The 17,983-nt window shown below is 69.7% G+C and carries 18 protein-coding genes and 1 tRNA gene; 12 read left to right on the top strand and 7 right to left on the bottom strand.

Features of this window, described 5'->3' with window-relative positions:
* Positions 1-173: 173 nt before the first annotated feature.
* Both AC3CH1_RS23305 and AC3CH1_RS23310 read left to right on the top strand, forming a co-directional pair.
* Entirely contained in the window at positions 174-926 is a 753-nt protein-coding gene (locus tag AC3CH1_RS23305; RefSeq protein WP_488464706.1) for an MBL fold metallo-hydrolase, read from the top strand.
* A 76-nt stretch (positions 927-1,002) separates the two neighbouring features.
* On the top strand, positions 1,003-1,485 hold the full coding sequence (locus AC3CH1_RS23310) for a GNAT family N-acetyltransferase (protein ID WP_488464707.1): 483 nt from the start codon (positions 1,003-1,005) through the stop codon (positions 1,483-1,485).
* 146 nt (positions 1,486-1,631) lie between these two features.
* Here AC3CH1_RS23310 and AC3CH1_RS23315 read toward each other — a convergent pair whose 3' ends face one another.
* Positions 1,632-2,897 (bottom strand): PTS transporter subunit EIIC, encoded by a 1,266-nt coding sequence (locus tag AC3CH1_RS23315; RefSeq protein ID WP_488464708.1) that lies wholly within the window; start codon positions 2,895-2,897, stop codon positions 1,632-1,634.
* 279 nt (positions 2,898-3,176) lie between these two features.
* Positions 3,177-4,436, bottom strand: a complete 1,260-nt coding sequence (locus AC3CH1_RS23320) for a PTS transporter subunit EIIC (protein ID WP_488464709.1) — start codon at positions 4,434-4,436, stop codon at positions 3,177-3,179.
* A gap of 163 nt (positions 4,437-4,599) precedes the next feature.
* On the opposite strand from AC3CH1_RS23320, the gene AC3CH1_RS23325 reads away from it, so the two are divergent.
* The 4 genes from AC3CH1_RS23325 (at position 4,600) to rdgB (ending at position 7,058) form a co-directional block, all read left to right on the top strand.
* Entirely contained in the window at positions 4,600-4,890 is a 291-nt protein-coding gene (locus AC3CH1_RS23325; protein WP_392945985.1) for a PTS sugar transporter subunit IIB, read from the top strand.
* A 162-nt stretch (positions 4,891-5,052) separates the two neighbouring features.
* Entirely contained in the window at positions 5,053-5,790 is a 738-nt protein-coding gene (gene rph / locus AC3CH1_RS23330; protein ID WP_018958495.1) for a ribonuclease PH, read from the top strand.
* A gap of 123 nt (positions 5,791-5,913) precedes the next feature.
* Positions 5,914-6,303, top strand: a complete 390-nt coding sequence (locus AC3CH1_RS23335; protein ID WP_488464710.1) for a hypothetical protein — start codon at positions 5,914-5,916, stop codon at positions 6,301-6,303.
* Between the two features lie 152 nt (positions 6,304-6,455).
* Positions 6,456-7,058, top strand: a complete 603-nt coding sequence (rdgB, locus tag AC3CH1_RS23340; protein ID WP_361875826.1) for an RdgB/HAM1 family non-canonical purine NTP pyrophosphatase — start codon at positions 6,456-6,458, stop codon at positions 7,056-7,058.
* 111 nt (positions 7,059-7,169) lie between these two features.
* Here the strand turns inward: rdgB and AC3CH1_RS23345 are convergent.
* The 4 genes from AC3CH1_RS23345 to bcp all read right to left on the bottom strand — a co-directional run bounded on the left by AC3CH1_RS23345 (position 7,170) and on the right by bcp (position 10,629).
* Positions 7,170-7,253, bottom strand: a tRNA-Leu gene (locus AC3CH1_RS23345).
* Positions 7,254-7,295: 42 nt separating this feature from the next.
* The gene (locus AC3CH1_RS23350; protein ID WP_488464711.1) at positions 7,296-8,300 is read right to left on the bottom strand and encodes an HNH endonuclease signature motif containing protein; all 1,005 of its coding nucleotides are present in this window, start codon (positions 8,298-8,300) and stop codon (positions 7,296-7,298) included.
* A 164-nt stretch (positions 8,301-8,464) separates the two neighbouring features.
* Positions 8,465-9,961, bottom strand: coding sequence for a glycine betaine/L-proline transporter ProP (gene proP, locus AC3CH1_RS23355; RefSeq protein WP_488464712.1), 1,497 nt, complete (start codon positions 9,959-9,961; stop codon positions 8,465-8,467).
* Positions 9,962-10,161: 200 nt separating this feature from the next.
* Complete coding sequence (gene bcp / locus AC3CH1_RS23360) at positions 10,162-10,629, bottom strand: thioredoxin-dependent thiol peroxidase (protein WP_488464713.1); 468 nt, start codon at positions 10,627-10,629, stop codon at positions 10,162-10,164.
* A 150-nt stretch (positions 10,630-10,779) separates the two neighbouring features.
* On the opposite strand from bcp, the gene AC3CH1_RS23365 reads away from it, so the two are divergent.
* Complete coding sequence (locus AC3CH1_RS23365) at positions 10,780-11,097, top strand: DUF3618 domain-containing protein (protein ID WP_488464714.1); 318 nt, start codon at positions 10,780-10,782, stop codon at positions 11,095-11,097.
* A gap of 80 nt (positions 11,098-11,177) precedes the next feature.
* Positions 11,178-11,552 (top strand): GroES family chaperonin, encoded by a 375-nt coding sequence (locus AC3CH1_RS23370; RefSeq protein ID WP_007450657.1) that lies wholly within the window; start codon positions 11,178-11,180, stop codon positions 11,550-11,552.
* A gap of 118 nt (positions 11,553-11,670) precedes the next feature.
* Here AC3CH1_RS23370 and AC3CH1_RS23375 read toward each other — a convergent pair whose 3' ends face one another.
* The gene (locus AC3CH1_RS23375) at positions 11,671-14,007 is read right to left on the bottom strand and encodes a transglycosylase domain-containing protein (RefSeq protein WP_488464715.1); all 2,337 of its coding nucleotides are present in this window, start codon (positions 14,005-14,007) and stop codon (positions 11,671-11,673) included.
* Positions 14,008-14,284: 277 nt separating this feature from the next.
* Here AC3CH1_RS23375 and AC3CH1_RS23380 point away from each other — a divergent pair, with 277 nt between their 5' ends.
* The 4 genes from AC3CH1_RS23380 to AC3CH1_RS23395 all read left to right on the top strand — a co-directional run bounded on the left by AC3CH1_RS23380 (position 14,285) and on the right by AC3CH1_RS23395 (position 17,972).
* Entirely contained in the window at positions 14,285-15,085 is an 801-nt protein-coding gene (locus AC3CH1_RS23380) for an ABC transporter permease (RefSeq protein WP_488464716.1), read from the top strand.
* On the top strand, positions 15,078-15,965 hold the full coding sequence (locus tag AC3CH1_RS23385; protein ID WP_488464717.1) for an ABC transporter permease: 888 nt from the start codon (positions 15,078-15,080) through the stop codon (positions 15,963-15,965). Before AC3CH1_RS23380 ends, AC3CH1_RS23385 begins: the two co-directional genes overlap by 8 nt.
* A 30-nt stretch (positions 15,966-15,995) precedes the next feature.
* Positions 15,996-17,126, top strand: a complete 1,131-nt coding sequence (locus tag AC3CH1_RS23390) for an ABC transporter ATP-binding protein (RefSeq protein WP_488464718.1) — start codon at positions 15,996-15,998, stop codon at positions 17,124-17,126.
* Between the two features lie 132 nt (positions 17,127-17,258).
* Positions 17,259-17,972, top strand: coding sequence for a DUF1707 SHOCT-like domain-containing protein (locus AC3CH1_RS23395; RefSeq protein ID WP_488466712.1), 714 nt, complete (start codon positions 17,259-17,261; stop codon positions 17,970-17,972).
* Positions 17,973-17,983 lie beyond the last annotated feature (11 nt).

Consider the following 17,983-nt stretch of genomic DNA (forward strand, 5'->3'; position numbering starts at 1 on the left):
GTTCCCCCACAACGGAGGGCAGCGGAGGAGCGACGCGGAGTTTCGCGCCTTACGCTCGACAAACCGCAGAACCCATTCCGCAGGCACCGTACGAAGCTCCGCAGGCACCGTACGAAACCACGGCGGAATCGCACGAACCCTCCCCGTTCCCGCGTACCGGAGGTTCACGCTCCATGAAGCTCACCGTCGTCGGCTGCTCCGGCTCGTTCCCCTCCACGGGTTCGGCATGCTCGAGCTACCTCGTAGAGGCCGACGGCTTCCGGCTGCTCCTCGACATGGGCAACGGCGCCCTCGGCGAGTTGCAGCGCCACGTCGGTCTCTACGACCTCGACGCGATCTTCCTCAGCCATCTGCACGCGGACCACTGCATCGACATGTGCGCGTATTTCGTCGTGCGCTACTACCGCCACGACGGCGCCCGCCCCGTCCCTCTCCCGGTCTACGGGCCCGAGGGCACCGAGCAGCGTCTGACCGCCGCCCACGGGGACACCCCGTCCGACCGGGCGATGAGCGAGGTCTTCGACTTCCACACCCTCAAGTCCCAGTCCTTGGACATCGGCCCCTTCTCGGTCCGTACGGAGAAGCTCCGCCACCCCGTCGACACCTTCGGCATCCGGATCGAGCACGCCGGCTCCGTCCTCGCCTACTCCGGCGACACGGGGACCTGCGACGCCCTGGAGGACCTGGCCCGGGACGCGGACCTGTTCCTCTGCGAGGCGTCGTTCATCGACGGCAAGGAGGACATCCCGGACCTGCACCTCAACGGCCGCGAGGCCGGCGAGGCGGCGGCCCGCGCCGGAGCACGCCGGCTCGTCCTCACCCACATCCCGCCGTGGACCGACGCCGACCGCAACGCCGCCGACGCCCGTGCGGCCTACCCGGGCCCGGTGGAACTGGCGGCCCCGGGCGCGGTGTACGAGCTCTGAACCCCGCGCGGGCGGCGGGCGGCCCGGTCTCACGGGACGCGCCACCGGCCCCGGGCCGCTCTGCGAGACTGCTCGGATGATCACGATCAGACCCGCCCGGGACGCCGACCTCGACGGCTTTCTGGCCCTGGCGTCCCAGGTCGAGCACTGGTTCGGACCGATGGTCGAGGAACCGGGCTTCCACCGCGCGGTGAAAGACCACATCCGTGACGGGGCGGCCCTGGTCGCCGAGGCCGCCGACGCGTCCGGCCCCGTCGGCGGCCTGCTGTTCGGCGCCGAACCGCCCACCTACCACGTGCACTGGCTCGTCGCCTCCGAACACCACCGCGGCGCGGGCGTGGGACGGCTCCTGATGGCGGAGGCGATGCGCCGGTACGTCACCGGGCCCGGCACCGTCGAGGTGATCACCTTCGGACCCGACCACCCCGGGGCGGTGGAGAGCGGGGCCCGCGTCTTCTACGAGCGGCTCGGCTTCCGCCCCGGCGAGCCAGGGGACCCGGGACCGGAGGGCGGCTCCCGCCAGCTCTACCGGTTGGACGTGCCCGTGCGCCAGAGGTGACGCGACCGCACATCCGACACGTACGTACGCCGAAACATCCGACAGGTACGTACGCCGAAACATCCGACAGGTACGTACGCCGAAGCCCCCGCTCCCGAAAGACGTCTTCGGGAAGCGGGGGCTTCGGCGTACGGGCGTGGCGGAGGCTACTTCGCCTCGGCCTTCTGCAGCTCGGCGAGCTCCTCGTCCGACTCCCGGCCCGGGGTGGGCAGGTTGAACTTGGTGATCGCGAAGCGGAAGACCACGTAGTAGACCACCGCGAAGCAGAGGCCGACCAGGACCAGCAGCCAGGGCTTCGACGCGATGCCGAGGTTCAGCAGGAAGTCGACCAGCCCGGCCGAGAAGCCGAAGCCGTCCTTCATGCCGAGCGCCCAGGTCAGCGCCATCGACACACCGGTCAGCACTGCGTGGATCGCGTACAGCACCGGGGCGACGAACATGAACGTGAACTCGATCGGCTCGGTCACACCGGTGACGAACGAGGTCAGCGCCAGCGAGAACATCATGCCGCCGACGACCTTGCGGCGCTCCGGGCGGGCACAGTGGACGATCGCGAGGCAGGCCGCCGGAAGGGCGAACATCATGATCGGGAAGAAGCCGGTCATGAACTGACCGGCGGTCGGGTCGCCCTCCAGGAAGCGGGCGATGTCGCCGTTCTTACCGTTGTACTCGCCCGCCTGGAACCACGGGAAGGAGTTCAGGAGGTGGTGCATGCCGACCGGGATCAGCGCACGGTTGGCGACACCGAAGATGCCCGCGCCGACCGCGCCGGAGCCGACGAGCCACTCACCGAAGTTGTGCAGACCCGCGCCGAGGACCGGCCAGATCAGACCGAAGACGATACCGATGAGCAGACCCGCGAAGGCGGAGAGGATCGGGACCAGACGGCGGCCGCTGAAGAAGCCGGCCCAGTCGGGCAGCTTCGTCCGGTAGAACTTCTGGTACAGCAGGGCCACGACGATACCCATCACGACACCGCCGAGGACGCCGGCGTTGACGGGAGCGTCCACCATGACGATCTTGTCGTCGACCACGGTGGCCTTCTGCGGCAGGCTGCCGTCCGTGAAGGTCGCGAGCACCTTCTGGAAGACGAGGTAGCCGGTGACGGCGGCCAGCGCGGTGGAGCCGTCCGACTTCTTCGCGAAGCCGATCGCGATGCCGACGGCGAAGAGCAGCGCCATGTTGTCGAGGAGCGCGTTGCCGCCCGCGGACATGTAGCCGGCGAGCTTCGTTATGAACGTCGGGAACGACTCGCGGCCCAGCATGTCGTCATTGCCGAGGCGGACCAGGAGCGCGGCAGCGGGCAGCACGGCGACCGGCAGCATGAGGCTGCGGCCGATGCGCTGCATGACGGCCATCACGCCGGCGCCCTTCTTCTTCTCGGCCGCGGGTGCGGTCTCAGCCGTGGTCATCAACTTCCTCCATGGGACACGGTGCCGCCCGGGTCGTTGATGCGGGGAGGCGGCGACTCGACAGACGCCGGCAGACAGCCGTGGTCTGGACCACTCAGTGGTGTAGACCAGTTTTAGCACGGTGAGGGTTAGATAAGGAACCTGCAATTCCCTGCTTATTCGCAGTAGCAGATCCGGCACTTTCGGTGACATGCCGAAGCCCCCGGACCGAGTGGTCCGGGGGCCTCATGCGTGCCGTATGCACCCGGTTCGAAGGCCCGGGGGCCTTGCCGCGCAGCGCTACTTGGTGAGGTCCTTCTCGATCTCCCTCTCGACCTCCTCCGGTTCACGCCCGGGCGTCTTGAGGTCGAACTTGATGATCGCGAAACGGAAGACCACGTAGTAGACCACCGCGAAGCCCGCGCCGATCGGGATGATCAACCAGGGTTTCGTATCCAGATGCCAGTTGACGACGTAGTCGATCAACCCGGCCGAGAAGCTGAACCCCGCGTGCACCCCCAGCAACCAGGTGATGCCCATCGACGCCCCGGTCAGCACCGCGTGCACGCCGTACAGCAGCGGCGCGACGAACATGAACGAGAACTCCAACGGCTCCGTCACGCCCGTGACGAACGAGGTCAGCGCCACCGAGACCATCAGACCCGCCACCTCCTTGCGGCGCTCGGGCCGCGCGCAGTGGGTGATGGCGAGGGCCGCGGCGGGCAGGCCGAACATCATGATCGGGAAGAACCCCGAGGTGAACTGACCGGCCGACGGGTCCTGGGCGAAGAACCGGGAGATGTCGCCCTGCACGGTCTGGCCGTCCGCCCCGGTGAACTCGCCCGCCTGGAACCAGAAGAACGTGTTCAGGAACTGGTGCATGCCGATCGGGATCAACAACCTGTTTGCGAAGCCGAAGATCGCCGCACCCCAGGAACCGAGGTCGATCAGCTGCTTGGAGAACCAGGTCAGCCCGTCGCCCACCGGCTGCCACAGCAGGCCGAACAGCACCCCGAGGATCACGCAGAGGAACGCCATCAGGATCGGCACCAGGCGTCGCCCGTTGAAGAACCCGAGCCAGTCGACCAGCTTGGTGCGGTGGTAGCGCTGCCAGACGACCGCGGTCAACAGCCCGATCAGGATGCCGCCGAGCACGCCGGGGTTCTGCGGCTCGCCGTCGGGCAGGGCCTCCGTCACGGTGCCGTCCATGGGGAAGGCGGTCAGCACCCCCCGGTAGACCAGGAAGCCGACGACGGCCGCCAGCGCGGTGGAGCCGTCCGCCTTCTTCGCGAAGCCGATGGCGACGCCGATGCAGAACAACAGGGGGAGGCCGAGCTCGCCGTCGAGGATCGCGCCGCCGCCGTTGAGCAGGACCTTGGAGGTCTTGTCCCAGAAGGCGCCGTCCAGGTACGAGCTGAAGAGGTTGCCGAGACTGACGAGCAGCCCGGCGGCGGGGAGCACGGCCACCGGAAGCTGAAGACTCCGCCCGACCTTCTGCAGGCCCTGGACCGGTCCGTTCCACCATTTTTGCTGCGGTACCGCAGCGGCGCTCGAACTCATGGGCGTCCTCCCGGAACACTTCACGTTTGGCGGTCGTTGCAAACTGGTGTAGACCAGTTGCGTCACGGTCCGGGGTCCGTCCCGAAGACAGGGCGCCGGTGATCGTCATCTTTCGGGATCATCCGCTTACCCGCCCGCGAAGTTGGGCCAACCGTGCGTTACCGTGACGAAACGGAACCGCAGCGGGCGGCCGTCTGCGCGCGAAACCAGGGAGAAGGACATGGCCACCAAGGCTGAGAAGATCGTCGCCGGGCTCGGCGGTATCGACAACATCGACGAGATCGAAGGCTGCATCACCCGCCTCCGCACCGAGGTCCACGACCCCAGCAAGGTCGACGAAGCCGCCCTCAAGGCCGCCGGCGCCCACGGCGTCGTCAAGATGGGCACCGCGATCCAGGTCGTCATCGGCACCGACGCGGACCCCATCGCCGCCGACATCGAAGACATGATGTGACCGGCTGACCCCACGCCGGAAACCACAGGCCCCGTCCTCCCACCGGAGGACGGGGCCTGAGCCATGCCCCCGCACACCCCCGCGCACGCGGGAATGCCGGGGCACGGCGGCCGCCACCGCACCCGAACGGAGCCACCCCCGCCACCGGATAAAGTCGGCCCCATGTCTCGCATCGACGGCCGCACCCCCGAACAGCTCCGCCCCGTCACCATCGAACGCGGCTGGAGCAAGCACGCCGAAGGCTCAGTCCTCATCTCCTTCGGCGACACCAAAGTCTTCTGCACCGCCTCCGTCACCGAAGGCGTCCCGCGCTGGCGCAAGGGCAGCGGCGAAGGCTGGGTCACCGCCGAATACTCCATGCTGCCCCGCTCCACCAACACCCGCGGCGACCGCGAAGCCGTACGCGGCAAGATCGGCGGACGCACCCACGAGATCAGCCGACTGATCGGCCGCTCCCTGCGCGCCGTCATCGACTACAAGGCCCTCGGCGAGAACACCATCGTCCTGGACTGCGACGTCCTCCAGGCCGACGGCGGCACCCGCACAGCCGCCATCACCGGCGCCTACGTCGCCCTCGCCGACGCCGTCGCCTGGGCCCAGGGCAAGAAGATCGTCAAGGCCGGCCGCAAGCCGCTCACCGACACCGTCGCCGCCATCAGCGTCGGCATCGTCGACGGCACCCCGCTCCTCGACCTCTGCTACGAGGAGGACGTCCGCGCCGAGACCGACATGAACGTCGTCTGCACCGGCGACGGCCGCTTCGTCGAGGTCCAGGGCACCGCCGAGGGCGCACCCTTCGACCGCAAGGAACTCGGCGCCCTCCTCGACCTCGCCACCGCCGGCTGCGTCGACCTCGCCGCACTCCAGCGCGACGCACTCGCCCGCACCCAGGACGCGTAGCGACCCACCCTCCGCGAGTAAAGAAGCAACCAAATACGCACCACAGAGCGTCGTTACGGATACGGGCGCACGGGTCGAACCGTGCGTCCGTCCACGTAACGATCCCCGGGGAGGGACCGAACCATGGCATCGCGCCGCCACCAACGCCTCGCACTCGCCACCGCCGCCACCCTGCTGACGCTGACCACGGCCGCGGGCTGCGCCGGCCTCGACAAGGCGCTCGACTGCGTCCGCACCGCCGACGCCATCGCCACCAGCGTCGGCAACCTCCAGAAGGCCGTCTCCAACGCCTCCGAGGACATCACCCAGGCCTCCGAGTCCCTGGACGACATCGACCGCGAGCTGAAGAAGCTCGACGACACCACGGACAACGCCGACCTCTCCAAGGCCGTCGACGACCTCCAGACCGGCGTCACCGGCGTCCGCAAGTCCATCGAGGCCGGCGACGCCACCCCCGACATCACCCCGGTGACGGACGCGGCGACGGAGATCGGCAAGGTCTGCAGCCCGTAAGCACCACCAAGGGCGGGGCGGGCCAGGGGGCGCGACCGGGCGGGCGAGGGACGCGACCGGGCGGTCCGGGCCGGAGACGCGACCGGGCGGGCCGGCCCGGGCCGAGGGCGGCACGGCCCGCCCAGGCCGCCGCCCGGGGCGATAATCGCCCCATGAAGCGCCTGATCCTCGCCACCCGCAACGCCGGGAAAATCACCGAACTCCACGCCATCCTCGCCGACGCGGGACTCGACCTCGACCTCGTCGGCGCGGACGCGTACCCCGACATCCCCGACGTCAAGGAAACCGGCGTCACCTTCGCCGAGAACGCCCTCCTCAAGGCCCACGCCCTCGCGAGCGCCACCGGCCTCCCCGCCGTCGCCGACGACTCCGGCCTCTGCGTGGACGTCCTCGGCGGCGCCCCCGGCATCTTCTCCGCCCGCTGGTCCGGCACCCACGGCGACGACACGGCCAACCTGAACCTGCTCCTGGCCCAACTCGGCGACATCGCCGACGAACACCGCGGCGCCTACTTCGCCTGCGCCGCCGCCCTGGCCCTCCCCGACGGCACGGAACACGTGGTCGAGGGCCGCCTGAACGGCACCCTGCGCCACACCCCGTCCGGCACGGGCGGCTTCGGCTACGACCCGATCCTCCAGCCGGAGGGCGAGACCCGCACATGCGCGGAGCTGACCCCGGCGGAGAAGAACGCGATCAGCCACCGGGGGAAGGCGTTCCGGGCGTTGGTGCCGGTGGTGCGGGAGTTGGCGGGGTAGCGCTGCCTACCCGCCCGCGCGTGCCAGGGCGCTGCCCGCTGGTCCGCCCGGCAGCCCCTCGAAACCGACAGGCCCGGCCCGCATTCCTGCGGGCCGGGCCTGTCTACGGGGTGCGCGAGGAGGGACTCGAACCCTCACGCCACTAGGACACTGGCTCCTAAGGCCAGCCTGTCTAACCAATTCCAGCACTCGCGCGTCCTCAGCAGTCTACAAGGGAGGGGCCGCCAGTCCTGTGAGTTATGTGGTGCCCGACCTCGCACGACGTCCTTTACCGCACCACGTTTCGGTCAGCGCATGACAGTTGGGACAGAGGTAGCGCAGGTTCTCAGCCCGGTTGTCCAGCCAGTCGCCATTGATGTGATCGATCTGGAGCGTGAACGATTGCCCCAGCCATTGGCCCGGGTTGCCGCAGGAGACGCAGACGTACGCGACACCGAGCTCCTGCAACGCGCGGTGGAGCCGAGTGCGGTGCGTGCGGGTTGATCCGGGCGGTTTGACGATGAGGGTGGTGGGCGCGATCGCGCGGGGCTCGGGGACCCGCGCCGCTGTCCAGGAGCGTCGGGTGAAGTGGCTGGTGTCGAGCTTCAGCTGGACAACCTTGCGTCGCACGCGGCGGTGGTTGGTGTCGTTGACTTCGAGGCCGAGCGCCCGCATGACGTCCGCATAACTGGTGCTCCTGGGAACCGCATTCCGCAGGGCGTCCTCCGGAATCGCCAAGCGCGCGTTGCGAAAGTGCGAAGTGTCGATGCCACGCCTCCGCAGCAGGCCGGCCAGCGCAGAGCGTGACCGGCCGTCGTCGGGTATCCCCAGACTGCACGCGGTGCCCCGGATGCTCGTGGCCGACGCTGCCGCCGCCTGCAACTCATCGGTGGTGAAAGGCAGATCCAGCTGTGGGCGGTTGAGCCCAGGGAAGTGGTCGACATCGATTCCGGCTGCGGCGATACGGCGGCCGATGTGGGAGAGAGTGCCGCTGGCCGGTGGGGCGCCGAGTTCGTTGACGACCTCGCGCAGCGAGGTGGAGCATTTCACCGCTGCTGCGATCGCCGAGTCCGGGTACTTCTTCCACGGGCTCCGCTGCTTGAAGTGCGAAGTGTCCAGCCCGTACTCCGTCACCTTCCGCTGGAGTGTGCGTCGCCTGCCGCCGTTCTCCGGCAGCCCCAGTCGGCGCATCAGGTCGGTCCAGTTCGCCGATGCGGCTATGCCCTCCGCCAGCCGCTCCCGTGTGTACGGGCTGTTCCCCATGGGTTCCCCCTCCGTCCCGGCTGCGCGTTCGCAGCCTCGTACGGAGTAACGAACCGCTTATCGGACAGTCACGCCCGAAATTCGGTGAGAACGCGGAACGGCCCGCACCGCTCGACGCGAGCGGTGCGGGCCGTTCCACCGAGGGAGGGCCGGAAGGGGGCGGGTCAGAACTTCGGGTCCGGTGCCTGGGACTGGACCAGTTCCGCCGCCTCCTCGTCCGTTTCGACCGACGGTGGGGAGCCGATCAGCGGTTGCTGGGCCGTCTCCTTCATGCAGGCGACCGCGATCAGGCCGACCAGGGCCGCCGCCATCGCGTAGTACGCGGGCATCAGGTTGGAGCCGCTCCAGCTGATGAGGGCCGTGATGACCAGCGGGGTCGTGCCGCCGAAGATCGACGCGGAGAGGTTGTAGCCGACCGACAGGGACCCGTAGCGGACGTTCGTCGGGAACAGGGCCGGGAGCGCGGCCGACATCGTGCCGAGCATGCAGACCAGGGAGAGGCCCAGCATCAGCATGCCGATGGTGATCGGGAGGATGCCGTCCACCCGGATGAGGAGGAACGCGGGCAGGGAGAGGACGAGGAAGCCCAGCATCCCGGTCATGAGCAGGGGTTTGCGGCCGAAGCGGTCGGACAGCTTGCCGATCTGGCTGATGATCGTCATCAGGAACACCATCACCGCCAGCAGGATCAGCAGTCCGTGCGTCTCGCTGTAGCCGAGCTCGTCGGAGAGGTACGTCGGCATGTACGACAGCAGCATGTAGTCGGTGATGTTGTACGCGCCGACCAGGCAGATGCAGAGGACCAGCGTCCGCCAGTGCTGCCGGAAGATCTTCGCCAGGTCGCCCTTGGCCGTGGACTCGACGCCGTCCGCCGCCTCGCTCGCGTGCGCCGTGCCGCCCTCCAGCTTCTGGAAGGCGGGGGTCTCGTCCAGGCGCAGTCGCAGGTAGAGGCCGACCAGGCCCAGCGGGCCCGCGACGAGGAACGGGATCCTCCACCCCCAGGCCTCCATCTGCGCGTCGTTCAGGAGGGCGTACAGGGCGGTCACGAGGCCTGCCGCGCCGACGTAGCCGGCCAGGGTGCCGAACTCCAGGAAGCTGCCGAAGAAGCCGCGTCGTTTGTCGGGGGCGTACTCGGCGATGAACGTCGAGGCGCCGCCGTACTCGCCGCCGGTCGAGAAGCCCTGGAGCATCCGGAAGAAGATCAGCAGGACCGCGGCCCAGACGCCGATCGTGTCGTGCGAGGGGATCAGGCCGATCGCGAAGGTGCCGACGGCCATGAGGATCATCGTCAGCGCGAGGACCTTCTTGCGGCCGACCTTGTCGCCCATCGGGCCGAAGAACATGCCGCCGAGCGGCCGTACGAGGAAGGCCACCGCGAAGGTCGCGAAGGAGGAGAGGAGCTGCGTGGTCTCGTTCCCGGACGGGAAGAAGACGTGTCCGATCGTCACGGCCAGGTAGGAGTAGATCCCGAAGTCGAACCACTCCATGGCGTTACCCAGGGAGGCGGCTTTCACGGCCCTCTTGACCGCCGCGTCGTCCGTGACCGTGATGTCCGTCCGGCGCAGTCGCGGGTTACGCCGTTTCCGGATGGCCCGGAAGAGCGTGGGGTGGCGTTTGACCGCTTCGGGGTCGGCCGCCTGGTGGGGGTCGGAGGCCGCCATGGCCGGGTCCTTTCCTCGGAGTGTGTTCCAGGAAAAGCTTCTGCGCAGTCATGGCGGTCGCAAACCGACTTCGTGGGCCGATGCGATCTCCCTCACATGATCTGAACACGTTCTTCGGTCGGCCGCCGGTCGGAATCGCCGGGATTGCCGGAATCGTGTGAGAGGTGGCCCGGGGCCGAAGGCGCCCCGGGCGGTGGACGTCAGATGCCCAGGTCCCTGATGATCTTGGCTACGTGGCCGGTCGCCTTCACGTTGTAGAACGCGTGCTCGATCTTGCCGTCCTCGTCGACGACGAGGGTGGAACGGATCACGCCCGTCACCACTTTGCCGTAGAGCTTCTTCTCGCCGAAGGCGCCGTAGGCCTCCAAAGTTTCCTTGGCCGGGTCGCCCGCCAGGGTGACCTTGAGGTTCTCCGTGTCGCGGAACTTGGCGAGCTTCTCCGGCTTGTCGGGGGAGACGCCGATGACGTCGTACCCGGCGCTCGCCAGGAGGTCGAGGTTGTCCGTGAAGTCGCAGGCCTGCTTGGTGCATCCGGGGGTAAGCGCGGCCGGGTAGAAGTACACGATGACCTTGCGGCCCTTGTGGTCCGCGAGCGACACCTGGTTGCCGTCGGCGTCGGGAAGGGTGAAGGCGGGAGCGGTGTCGCCGGGCTTCAGTCGCTCGCTCATGTGGTTCTCCTCGGGTGGTGCGCGGGTCGGACGGGACCGAGGGTAATAGGGGTGCCGCCGGGTGTGCGGGGGTTCGAGCTGACAGACTGTCGATGAAGGTTCACGAAGGTTCACGAAGGTTTACCGGACGACGACCACGGAGGCGGCGCAGTGTCGGATGCCAGGACCCCTGCGCAGATCGAGGCGGACATCATCAGCAGGCGCGAGCAGCTCGCTGTGGTGCTCGACGAGATCGGGGTGCGGGTACACCCGAAGACGATCATCGGAGATGCCAAGGCGAAGGCGGCCCAGTCCGTGGACCGGACGGCCGGCCGTGCCTTCGTCGCGGTGAACCGTTCGGTGTCGGAGGTGAAGGCGCGGTTTGTCGCGGAGGACGGCTCCCCGCGGTTGGAGCGGGTGATTCCCGCGGCTCTGCTGGTGGTCGGTGTGGTGGGGCTGCTCACCGTGTCCAGCCGTCGCCGCAAGTGACCGGCGGCGGTCGGTACGTGTCCGGTGGCGTTCGGCACCCGGAGGCGTACGGTCCGGTGCCCGGCAGGTAGGTTGCGGGCGTGAGCGACAACACCCACGAGGGCCATCGCGGCGCCACCGGCTCCGCCGACGACGACAAGCTGCCCATCCGGATGCTGCACGACCGGGTGCTGGTGCGGAACGACGCGTCCGAGGGCGAGCGGCGCTCCGGCGGCGGCATCCTGATTCCGGCGACGGCCGCGGTGGGCCGGCGTCTGGCCTGGGCCGTCGTCGTCGCGGTCGGGCAGAACGTGCGGACGGTGGAGCCCGGTGACCGGGTGCTGTACGACCCGGAGGACCGTGCCGAGGTCGAGGTGCGGGGTGTTGCGTACGTCCTGATGCGGGAGCGCGATCTGCACGCGGTGGCCGCCGACCGGTTCGAGGGTTCGGTGGATTCGACCGGGTTGTATCTGTAGAGCTCCGTACTCTCCGTACCCTCCGTACCTGTAGGGCTCCTCGGGGGCCGGTGACCGGTGTCACCGGGCCCGTTCTGGCCTTGGGCGGGCCGGGGCCGCGATCGCCCTCGATGGAGTCTCAGCCGGCCCCGCTGTCACCGTCACCGTCGGTGCCGCCGGTGCTCCCTGTTCCGCCGGAGCCGCCGTCGACGCCGGCGGTGCCGTTCGTTCCGCCGTCCCCGCCGTCCCCGCCGCCCCCGCCGTCCCCGCCGTCCGTGCCGCCGGTGTCCGTGCCGGACGTGGGCGGGCTGCTGCCGGCCGGGTCGCTCTCCGGGCTGCCGGAGGGGCCGGTCGTGGGTTCCGACGAGGAGGACGGGTCCGTGCTGCCGTCGGGGTCCTCGTCGAGCTGGGGTTCGTCCTCCTCGTCGGAGCCGGGTGCCGTCTCCAGGTCGAACTCCTGGACCGAGGAGGAGCGCAGCGCCGCTTCCGTGTAGGCGGCCCAGGTCTCGGCCGGGGCGCCGCCGCCGTTGACGCGGGGCAGGCCGAGGGCTCCGTACAGCGAGGTCTGGGCACCCGTCTTCGGGTTCTGGCCCATCACGGCGACGACGGTCGCGAGGTCCGGGGTGTACCCGGCGAACCAGGCGGCCCGGTCCTCCTCCGCCGTGCCGGTCTTGCCCGCGGCGGGGCGGCCCGCGGCCTGGGCCGCCGTGCCGGTGCCGCCCTCCACGACGCCGCGCAGCACGGCGGTGGTGGTGTCGGCGGCCTCGCGGCTGACGGCCTGGTCGGTCGTGCGCTCGGGCAGCTCGATCTCCACGCCGTCCTTGGTGACCTTCTCGACCAGGACGTGACGGCCGTGCCGGCCGTGGTCGGCGAGGGTGGCGTACGCCTCGGTCATGTCCAGGACGCTGGCGTTGGCGGTGCCGAGCGCGATGGAGGGGGAGGCGGTGAGGTCGGGGGTGTCGGTGGGGATGCCGAGGGCGACCGCGGTGTCCCGGACCTTTCCGGGGCCGACGTCCTGGGCCATCTGCGCGTAGACGGAGTTGACCGACTTGTCGGTGGCGGCGCGCACGGTGATGTCGCCGTAGTCGACGTCGTCCTCGTTGGCGGGGGCGTAGTCGGTGGGGCCCTGCACGCCGACGACCATGCGTTTGTTGGCGCCGTCGTAGACGGTGTTGGGCGTGATGCGCCGGCCGTCCTGGGTGGTGGAGTCGTTGACGACGGCGGAGGTGAGGACGAACGGCTTGAAGATCGAGCCGACCTGGTAGTCGCGGCGGGTCGCGTTGCTGACGTACTGCTTCGTGTAGTCGATGCCGCCGTACAGGGCGACGACCTCGCCGGTGTCGGGGACGATCGAGGCCCCGCCGACGCGGACGTTGCGGTCGGCCTCGCGTTCGGCGCTGGTCCTGGACATCACGTTGGCGTCGACGGCCTTGACGAAGGCGTCCTGCTTGGACTTGTCGAGGGTCGTGGTGATGCGGTAGCCGCCGGTGGCGAGGGTCTTCCCGTCGAGGATGCCGCGCCGGTCGAGGTGGTCCTCGACGGCCTGCACGATGTAGCCGCGCTGTCCGGAGAGCCCGGTCGACGGTCTGGCCTCGCCGGGGGTGGGGAACTCCGTCGTCGCCCGTTCGGCCGCATCGAGCCAGTCCTCCTTGACCATGCCGTCCAGGACGTAGTTCCAGCGGTGCTGGGCGGCGGGTTCGTTGTCGGGGTGGGCGATGACGTCGTAGGCGCTGGGGGCGTTGAGGAGGGAGGCGAGGTAGGCGCCCTCGGCGGTGGTGAGCTCCTCGACGTTCTTGCTGTAGTACGCCTGGGCGGCGGCCTGGATGCCGTAGGCGTTGCGCCCGAAGTAGCTGGTGTTGAGGTAGCCCTCGAAGATCTGGTCCTTGGTCTCCTCGCGGTCGAGCTTGATCGCGATGAAGAACTCCTTGGCCTTGCGCAGGACGGTCCGCTCCTGGCCGAGGTAGTAGTTCTTCACGTACTGCTGGGTGATCGTCGAGCCGCCCTGCTTGCCCTTGCCGGTCACGGTGTTCCAGCCGGCCCGGGCCATCGCCTTCACGTCCACGGCGCGCTCGGAGTAGAAGTCCCGGTCCTCGGCGGCCAGTACCGCGTGCTGGACGGTCGTGGGGACCTGGGAGAGCTTGACCTTCTCCCGGTTCACGTCGCCGTCCCGGGCGATGACGCTGCCGTCGCTGTAGAGGTAGACGTTGGACTGGGCGGTGGCCGCGGCGTTGGCGGCCGGGATGTCGACGAACTGGTATCCGGCGACGAACCCTCCGATGAGGAGGAGCCCGAGGCCCAGGACGGTCCCGAGGGTCATCCGCCAGGTGGGGACGGCACGCCGCCAGCCGGTGCGTCGCTTCCTGCCGTTCTTTCGGTTCTTCGCGCTGTTCCCCGGCGGCTCTTCCCGGTGGTTCCCGGGGGCGGCCGTCGCGCTCGAGGGGTCGCGGGGGGCCCAGTGCTGTGGCTCGTCGCTCATGTCCGTGGGGCTCCTCGGGCGTGGTCAGTTCTCCCATAGTGCCCGTTTCGTGGGGAAATTTTCGTTTATCTCTGGTTCGTTCCCTCCACCGGTCGTCAGGGCCGTCAGGGTCGTCACTGCCGTCACTGCCGTCACTGCGGTCACGGTCGTCACCGACCTCACGCAGACACGGTCGACGACGCGGTCACGAAAACCCGGTCGCCGGGGCCGGCGCGCCTGCACTAGGCTCGGGCGCTTTGGTGTCGGGAGCCGGTGGTGCCGGGGGAGAGGGGACGACGTGCGGCTCTACGCGTTGGTGGCGGGGGGTGCGTTCCGGCGCTACGCCACCTACCGGACGGCCACGGCCGCGGGGGTGTTCACCAACACGGTCTTCGGCTTCATCGTGGCGTACACCTACATCGCGCTGTGGGACGTTCGTCCGGGGCTCGGCGGGTACGACACGTCCGAGGCGCTGACCTATGTCTGGCTCGGGCAGGCCCTGCTGATGGCCTGCGCCATGATGGGCGGCGGCTTCGAGGACGAGCTGACGGAGCGTATCCGTACGGGGGACATCGCCGTCGACCTGTACCGTCCCGCCGACCTCCAGCTGTGGTGGATGGCGGGCGACCTGGGCCGGGCGGCGTTCCATCTGCTGGGGCGCGGTGTCGTGCCGATGTTCCTCGGGGCGCTCGCCTTCGATCTGGCGCTCCCGGGATCGCCGTGGACCTGGTCGGCGTTCTTCGTCTCGGTGTTCCTGGGCGTGGTGGTCAGCTTCGCGCTGCGCTTTCTGGTCGCGATGTCGGCGTTCTGGCTGATGGACGGGGCGGGCGCGATGCGGATCGTGTCGCTGGCCGGGCTGTTCTTCTCCGGGATGCTGCTGCCGTTGAACCTGTTCCCCGGACTGCTGGGAGAGGTGGCGCGGGCGCTGCCGTGGTCCTCGCTGCTCCAGGTCCCGGCCGATGTGTTCCTCGGCAAGCACACGGGGTGGGGGCTGGTGGAGGCGTACGCGTTCCAGGGCGGCTGGGCGGTGGTGCTGCTGCTGGCGGGCCGTCTGCTCCAGACCGTGGCGACCAGGAGGGTGGTGGTGCAGGGTGGCTGAGAGCGTGGTGCGGACGGAGGAGAGGACCGGGGCGCCGGGGGTGCCGGAGGCGTTCCCCTTCCCGGCGCGGCCCCGGCTGTCGGAGGGTGTGCGGGCGTACGGGCTGATCATGGCGATGTGGGTGCGCTCGACGATGGCGTACCGGGCCTCGTTCGCCATGACGGTGTTCGGGGACTTCGCGGTGACGGCCTTCGACTTCGTGACGATCCTGCTGATGTTCTCGCACGTCGACGCCCTGGGCGGCTACACGTTGCAGGAGATCGCCCTGCTGTACGGGGTGTCGGCCACCGCGTTCGGGCTGTGCGACCTGCTGCTGGGGTCGATGGACCGGGTGGGCCGCCGGGTCCGGGACGGGACGTTCGACACCCTGTTGGTGCGGCCGGTCCCGGTGCTGGCGCAGGTCGCGGCGGACCGGTTCGCGCTGCGCCGGCTGGGGCGGATCACGCAGGGGCTGCTGGTCCTGGGCTACGCGCTGGTCTCCCTGGACATCGCGTGGACGCCGCTGAAGGTGCTGATGCTGCCGATGATGGTGGTGAGCGGTGCGGCGATCTTCGGTGCGATCTTCGTCGCGGGGGCGGCGTTCCAGTTCGTCGCGCAGGACGCCTCGGAGGTGCAGAACTCCTTCACGTACGGCGGGACGACGCTGCTCCAGTACCCGCCCACGATCTTCGCGAAGGACCTCGTGCGCGGGGTGACGTTCGTGGTGCCGCTGGCCTTCGTCAGCTGGCTGCCCGCGCTGTACGTGCTGGACCGGGAGTACCCGGTGGATCTGCCGGAGTGGGTGGCGTTCCTGCCGCCGCTGGTGGCGGTGGCCTGCTGGGGGCTGGCGGGGATCGCGTGGCGGGCGGGGCTGCGGGCGTACCGGAGCACGGGCAGTTGAGCGGGAACGATCACGGAGGAGGGTACGGGCATGGGTGACGGCACGGACACGGGCACTGACGCAGGTGTGGGCGCGGGCACTGGCACAGGTGTGGGCGCGAGCACGACCGCAGGCACGGGCACGACCACGGGCACGCCCACGACCGCAGGCACTGGTACGACCGTGGGCATCGGCGGCGACACCGACGGCTTCATCACGCTCGACGGCGTCGAGAAGGTCTTCCAGGTCCGCCGCCGCACCGGTTTCCTGCGCCGTGAGCGCCGCGAGGTGCGGGCGGTGGACGGGCTCAGCTTCCGGGTGGCACGCGGCGAGATGGTCGGCTACATCGGCCCGAACGGGGCCGGGAAGTCGACCACGATCAAGATGCTGACGGGCATCCTCACCCCGAGCGGCGGCCGGCTGCGGGTCGCGGGTATCGACCCCTCCCGCGAACGTACGCGCCTCGCGCACCGCATCGGTGTCGTCTTCGGCCAGCGGACCACCCTCTGGTGGGACCTGCCGCTGCGCGACTCGTACCGGCTGATGCACCGCATGTACCGCATTCCCGAACGGCGTTACCGCGAGAACCTGGACCGCTGCGTCGAACTCCTCGACCTGGGCAAGCTGTTGGACGTCCCCGTACGGCAGCTCTCGCTGGGGCAGCGGATGCGGGGCGACATCGCGGCGGCGTTGCTGCACGATCCTGAGGTGCTCTACCTGGACGAGCCGACGATCGGCCTCGATGTGATCTCCAAGGCCAAGGTGCGGCAGTTCCTGAAGGAGTTGAACACCGAGCGCGGGACGACGGTCCTGCTGACGACGCACGATCTCACCGACATCGAGCAGCTGTGCAACCGGGTGATGGTGATCGACCACGGCCGTCTGATGTACGACGGTTCGCTGGCGGGCCTCCACGAGGTGGGGGAGAGCGAACGCATGCTCGTGGTGGACCTGGAGAGCGAACTCCCCCCGATCGTCCTGGAGTCGGAGGAGCCGGGCGGCGGGCCGGCCCTGCGGGCGGTCAAGGTGGAGGGCCCGCGCCAGTGGCTGGCGTTCCCCGCCGCCGCGTCGGCGGCCCCGCTGGTGGCGCGGATCGCCGCGGAGTACCCGCTGGTCGACCTGTCGGTACGGGAACCGGACATCGAGGCCGTGATCGCCAGGATGTACGCGTCCGCGCCGTGACGGGCGCACGCACCCGGGGCGGCGCGACGGGCGCTCCCCCGGAGCGGCGCGCGCAGGTCATGGGCCTGTATGGCTGTGCCGGGAACGGGTGCGTTCAATAGGCTGCGCGGTATGACGAGTGAGAGTCCGGACATGCGCGCCTCGGATGCCGAGCGTGAGCGGATCGCGGAGCTGCTGCGCGAGGCCGTGGCCGAGGGCCGACTGGACATGGACGAGTTCGACCAGCGCCTCGAAACGGCCTACAAGGCCCGCACGCGCGGGGAGTTGGAGCCGTTGGTCCGGGACCTTCCGGCGCCGGGCTCGGTGGTCGCTCCGGTCGGCTCGTCCGCGCCCGCCCTGCTGCGGGGCCCGGCGGCGAACCGGCCCGCGAGGGTCGGCGGCAGCGCCACCTCGAAGGGGGCGTTCGCCCTGTGGGGCGGCTTCAACCGGAAGGGCCGCTGGACGGTCGGCCGGATGTTCACCGCGTTCGCGATGTGGGGCGGCGGCGAGATCGATCTGCGCGAGGCCGACTTCGAGGATCGCGAGACCGTCATCCGCTGCATCACGATCATGGGCGGTATCCATGTGACCGTGCCGCCCGAGCTGAACGTCGACGTCAGGGGCGTCGGCGTCATGGGCGGTTTCGGGGAGGGCTCCAACGAGGAGGGCGAGCCCGCCCCGGACGCCCCGTACGTGCGGATCACCGGCTTCGCCCTGATGGGCGGCGTCGGCGTGGACCGCAAGCGGACGAAGGCGGAGCGCCGCCGGCTGAAGGAGGCGAAGGAGGCCGAACGGGAGGCGCGCCGCCGGCGCGGGCTGGAGGGCCCGGACGGCGGCTCCGACGGCGGTGGCCGCAAGGAACTCTGAGGGCGCGGGGC

The organism is Streptomyces sp. MGP-P1 (genome assembly GCF_057766565.1).

Bases quoted from the DNA above. Each gene is read 5' to 3' on its own strand.
- AC3CH1_RS23305 (WP_488464706.1), top strand. From the start codon at position 174: ATGAAGCTCACCGTCGTCGGCTGCTCCGGCTCGTTCCCCTCCACGGGT.
- AC3CH1_RS23310 (WP_488464707.1), top strand. From the start codon at position 1,003: ATGATCACGATCAGACCCGCCCGGGACGCCGACCTCGACGGCTTTCTG.
- AC3CH1_RS23315 (WP_488464708.1), bottom strand. From the start codon at position 2,897: ATGACCACGGCTGAGACCGCACCCGCGGCCGAGAAGAAGAAGGGCGCC.
- AC3CH1_RS23320 (WP_488464709.1), bottom strand. From the start codon at position 4,436: ATGAGTTCGAGCGCCGCTGCGGTACCGCAGCAAAAATGGTGGAACGGA.
- rph (WP_018958495.1), top strand. From the start codon at position 5,053: ATGTCTCGCATCGACGGCCGCACCCCCGAACAGCTCCGCCCCGTCACC.
- AC3CH1_RS23335 (WP_488464710.1), top strand. From the start codon at position 5,914: ATGGCATCGCGCCGCCACCAACGCCTCGCACTCGCCACCGCCGCCACC.
- rdgB (WP_361875826.1), top strand. From the start codon at position 6,456: ATGAAGCGCCTGATCCTCGCCACCCGCAACGCCGGGAAAATCACCGAA.
- AC3CH1_RS23350 (WP_488464711.1), bottom strand. From the start codon at position 8,300: ATGGGGAACAGCCCGTACACACGGGAGCGGCTGGCGGAGGGCATAGCC.
- proP (WP_488464712.1), bottom strand. From the start codon at position 9,961: ATGGCGGCCTCCGACCCCCACCAGGCGGCCGACCCCGAAGCGGTCAAA.
- bcp (WP_488464713.1), bottom strand. From the start codon at position 10,629: ATGAGCGAGCGACTGAAGCCCGGCGACACCGCTCCCGCCTTCACCCTT.
- AC3CH1_RS23375 (WP_488464715.1), bottom strand. From the start codon at position 14,007: ATGAGCGACGAGCCACAGCACTGGGCCCCCCGCGACCCCTCGAGCGCG.
- AC3CH1_RS23390 (WP_488464718.1), top strand. From the start codon at position 15,996: ATGGGTGACGGCACGGACACGGGCACTGACGCAGGTGTGGGCGCGGGC.
- AC3CH1_RS23395 (WP_488466712.1), top strand. From the start codon at position 17,259: ATGCGCGCCTCGGATGCCGAGCGTGAGCGGATCGCGGAGCTGCTGCGC.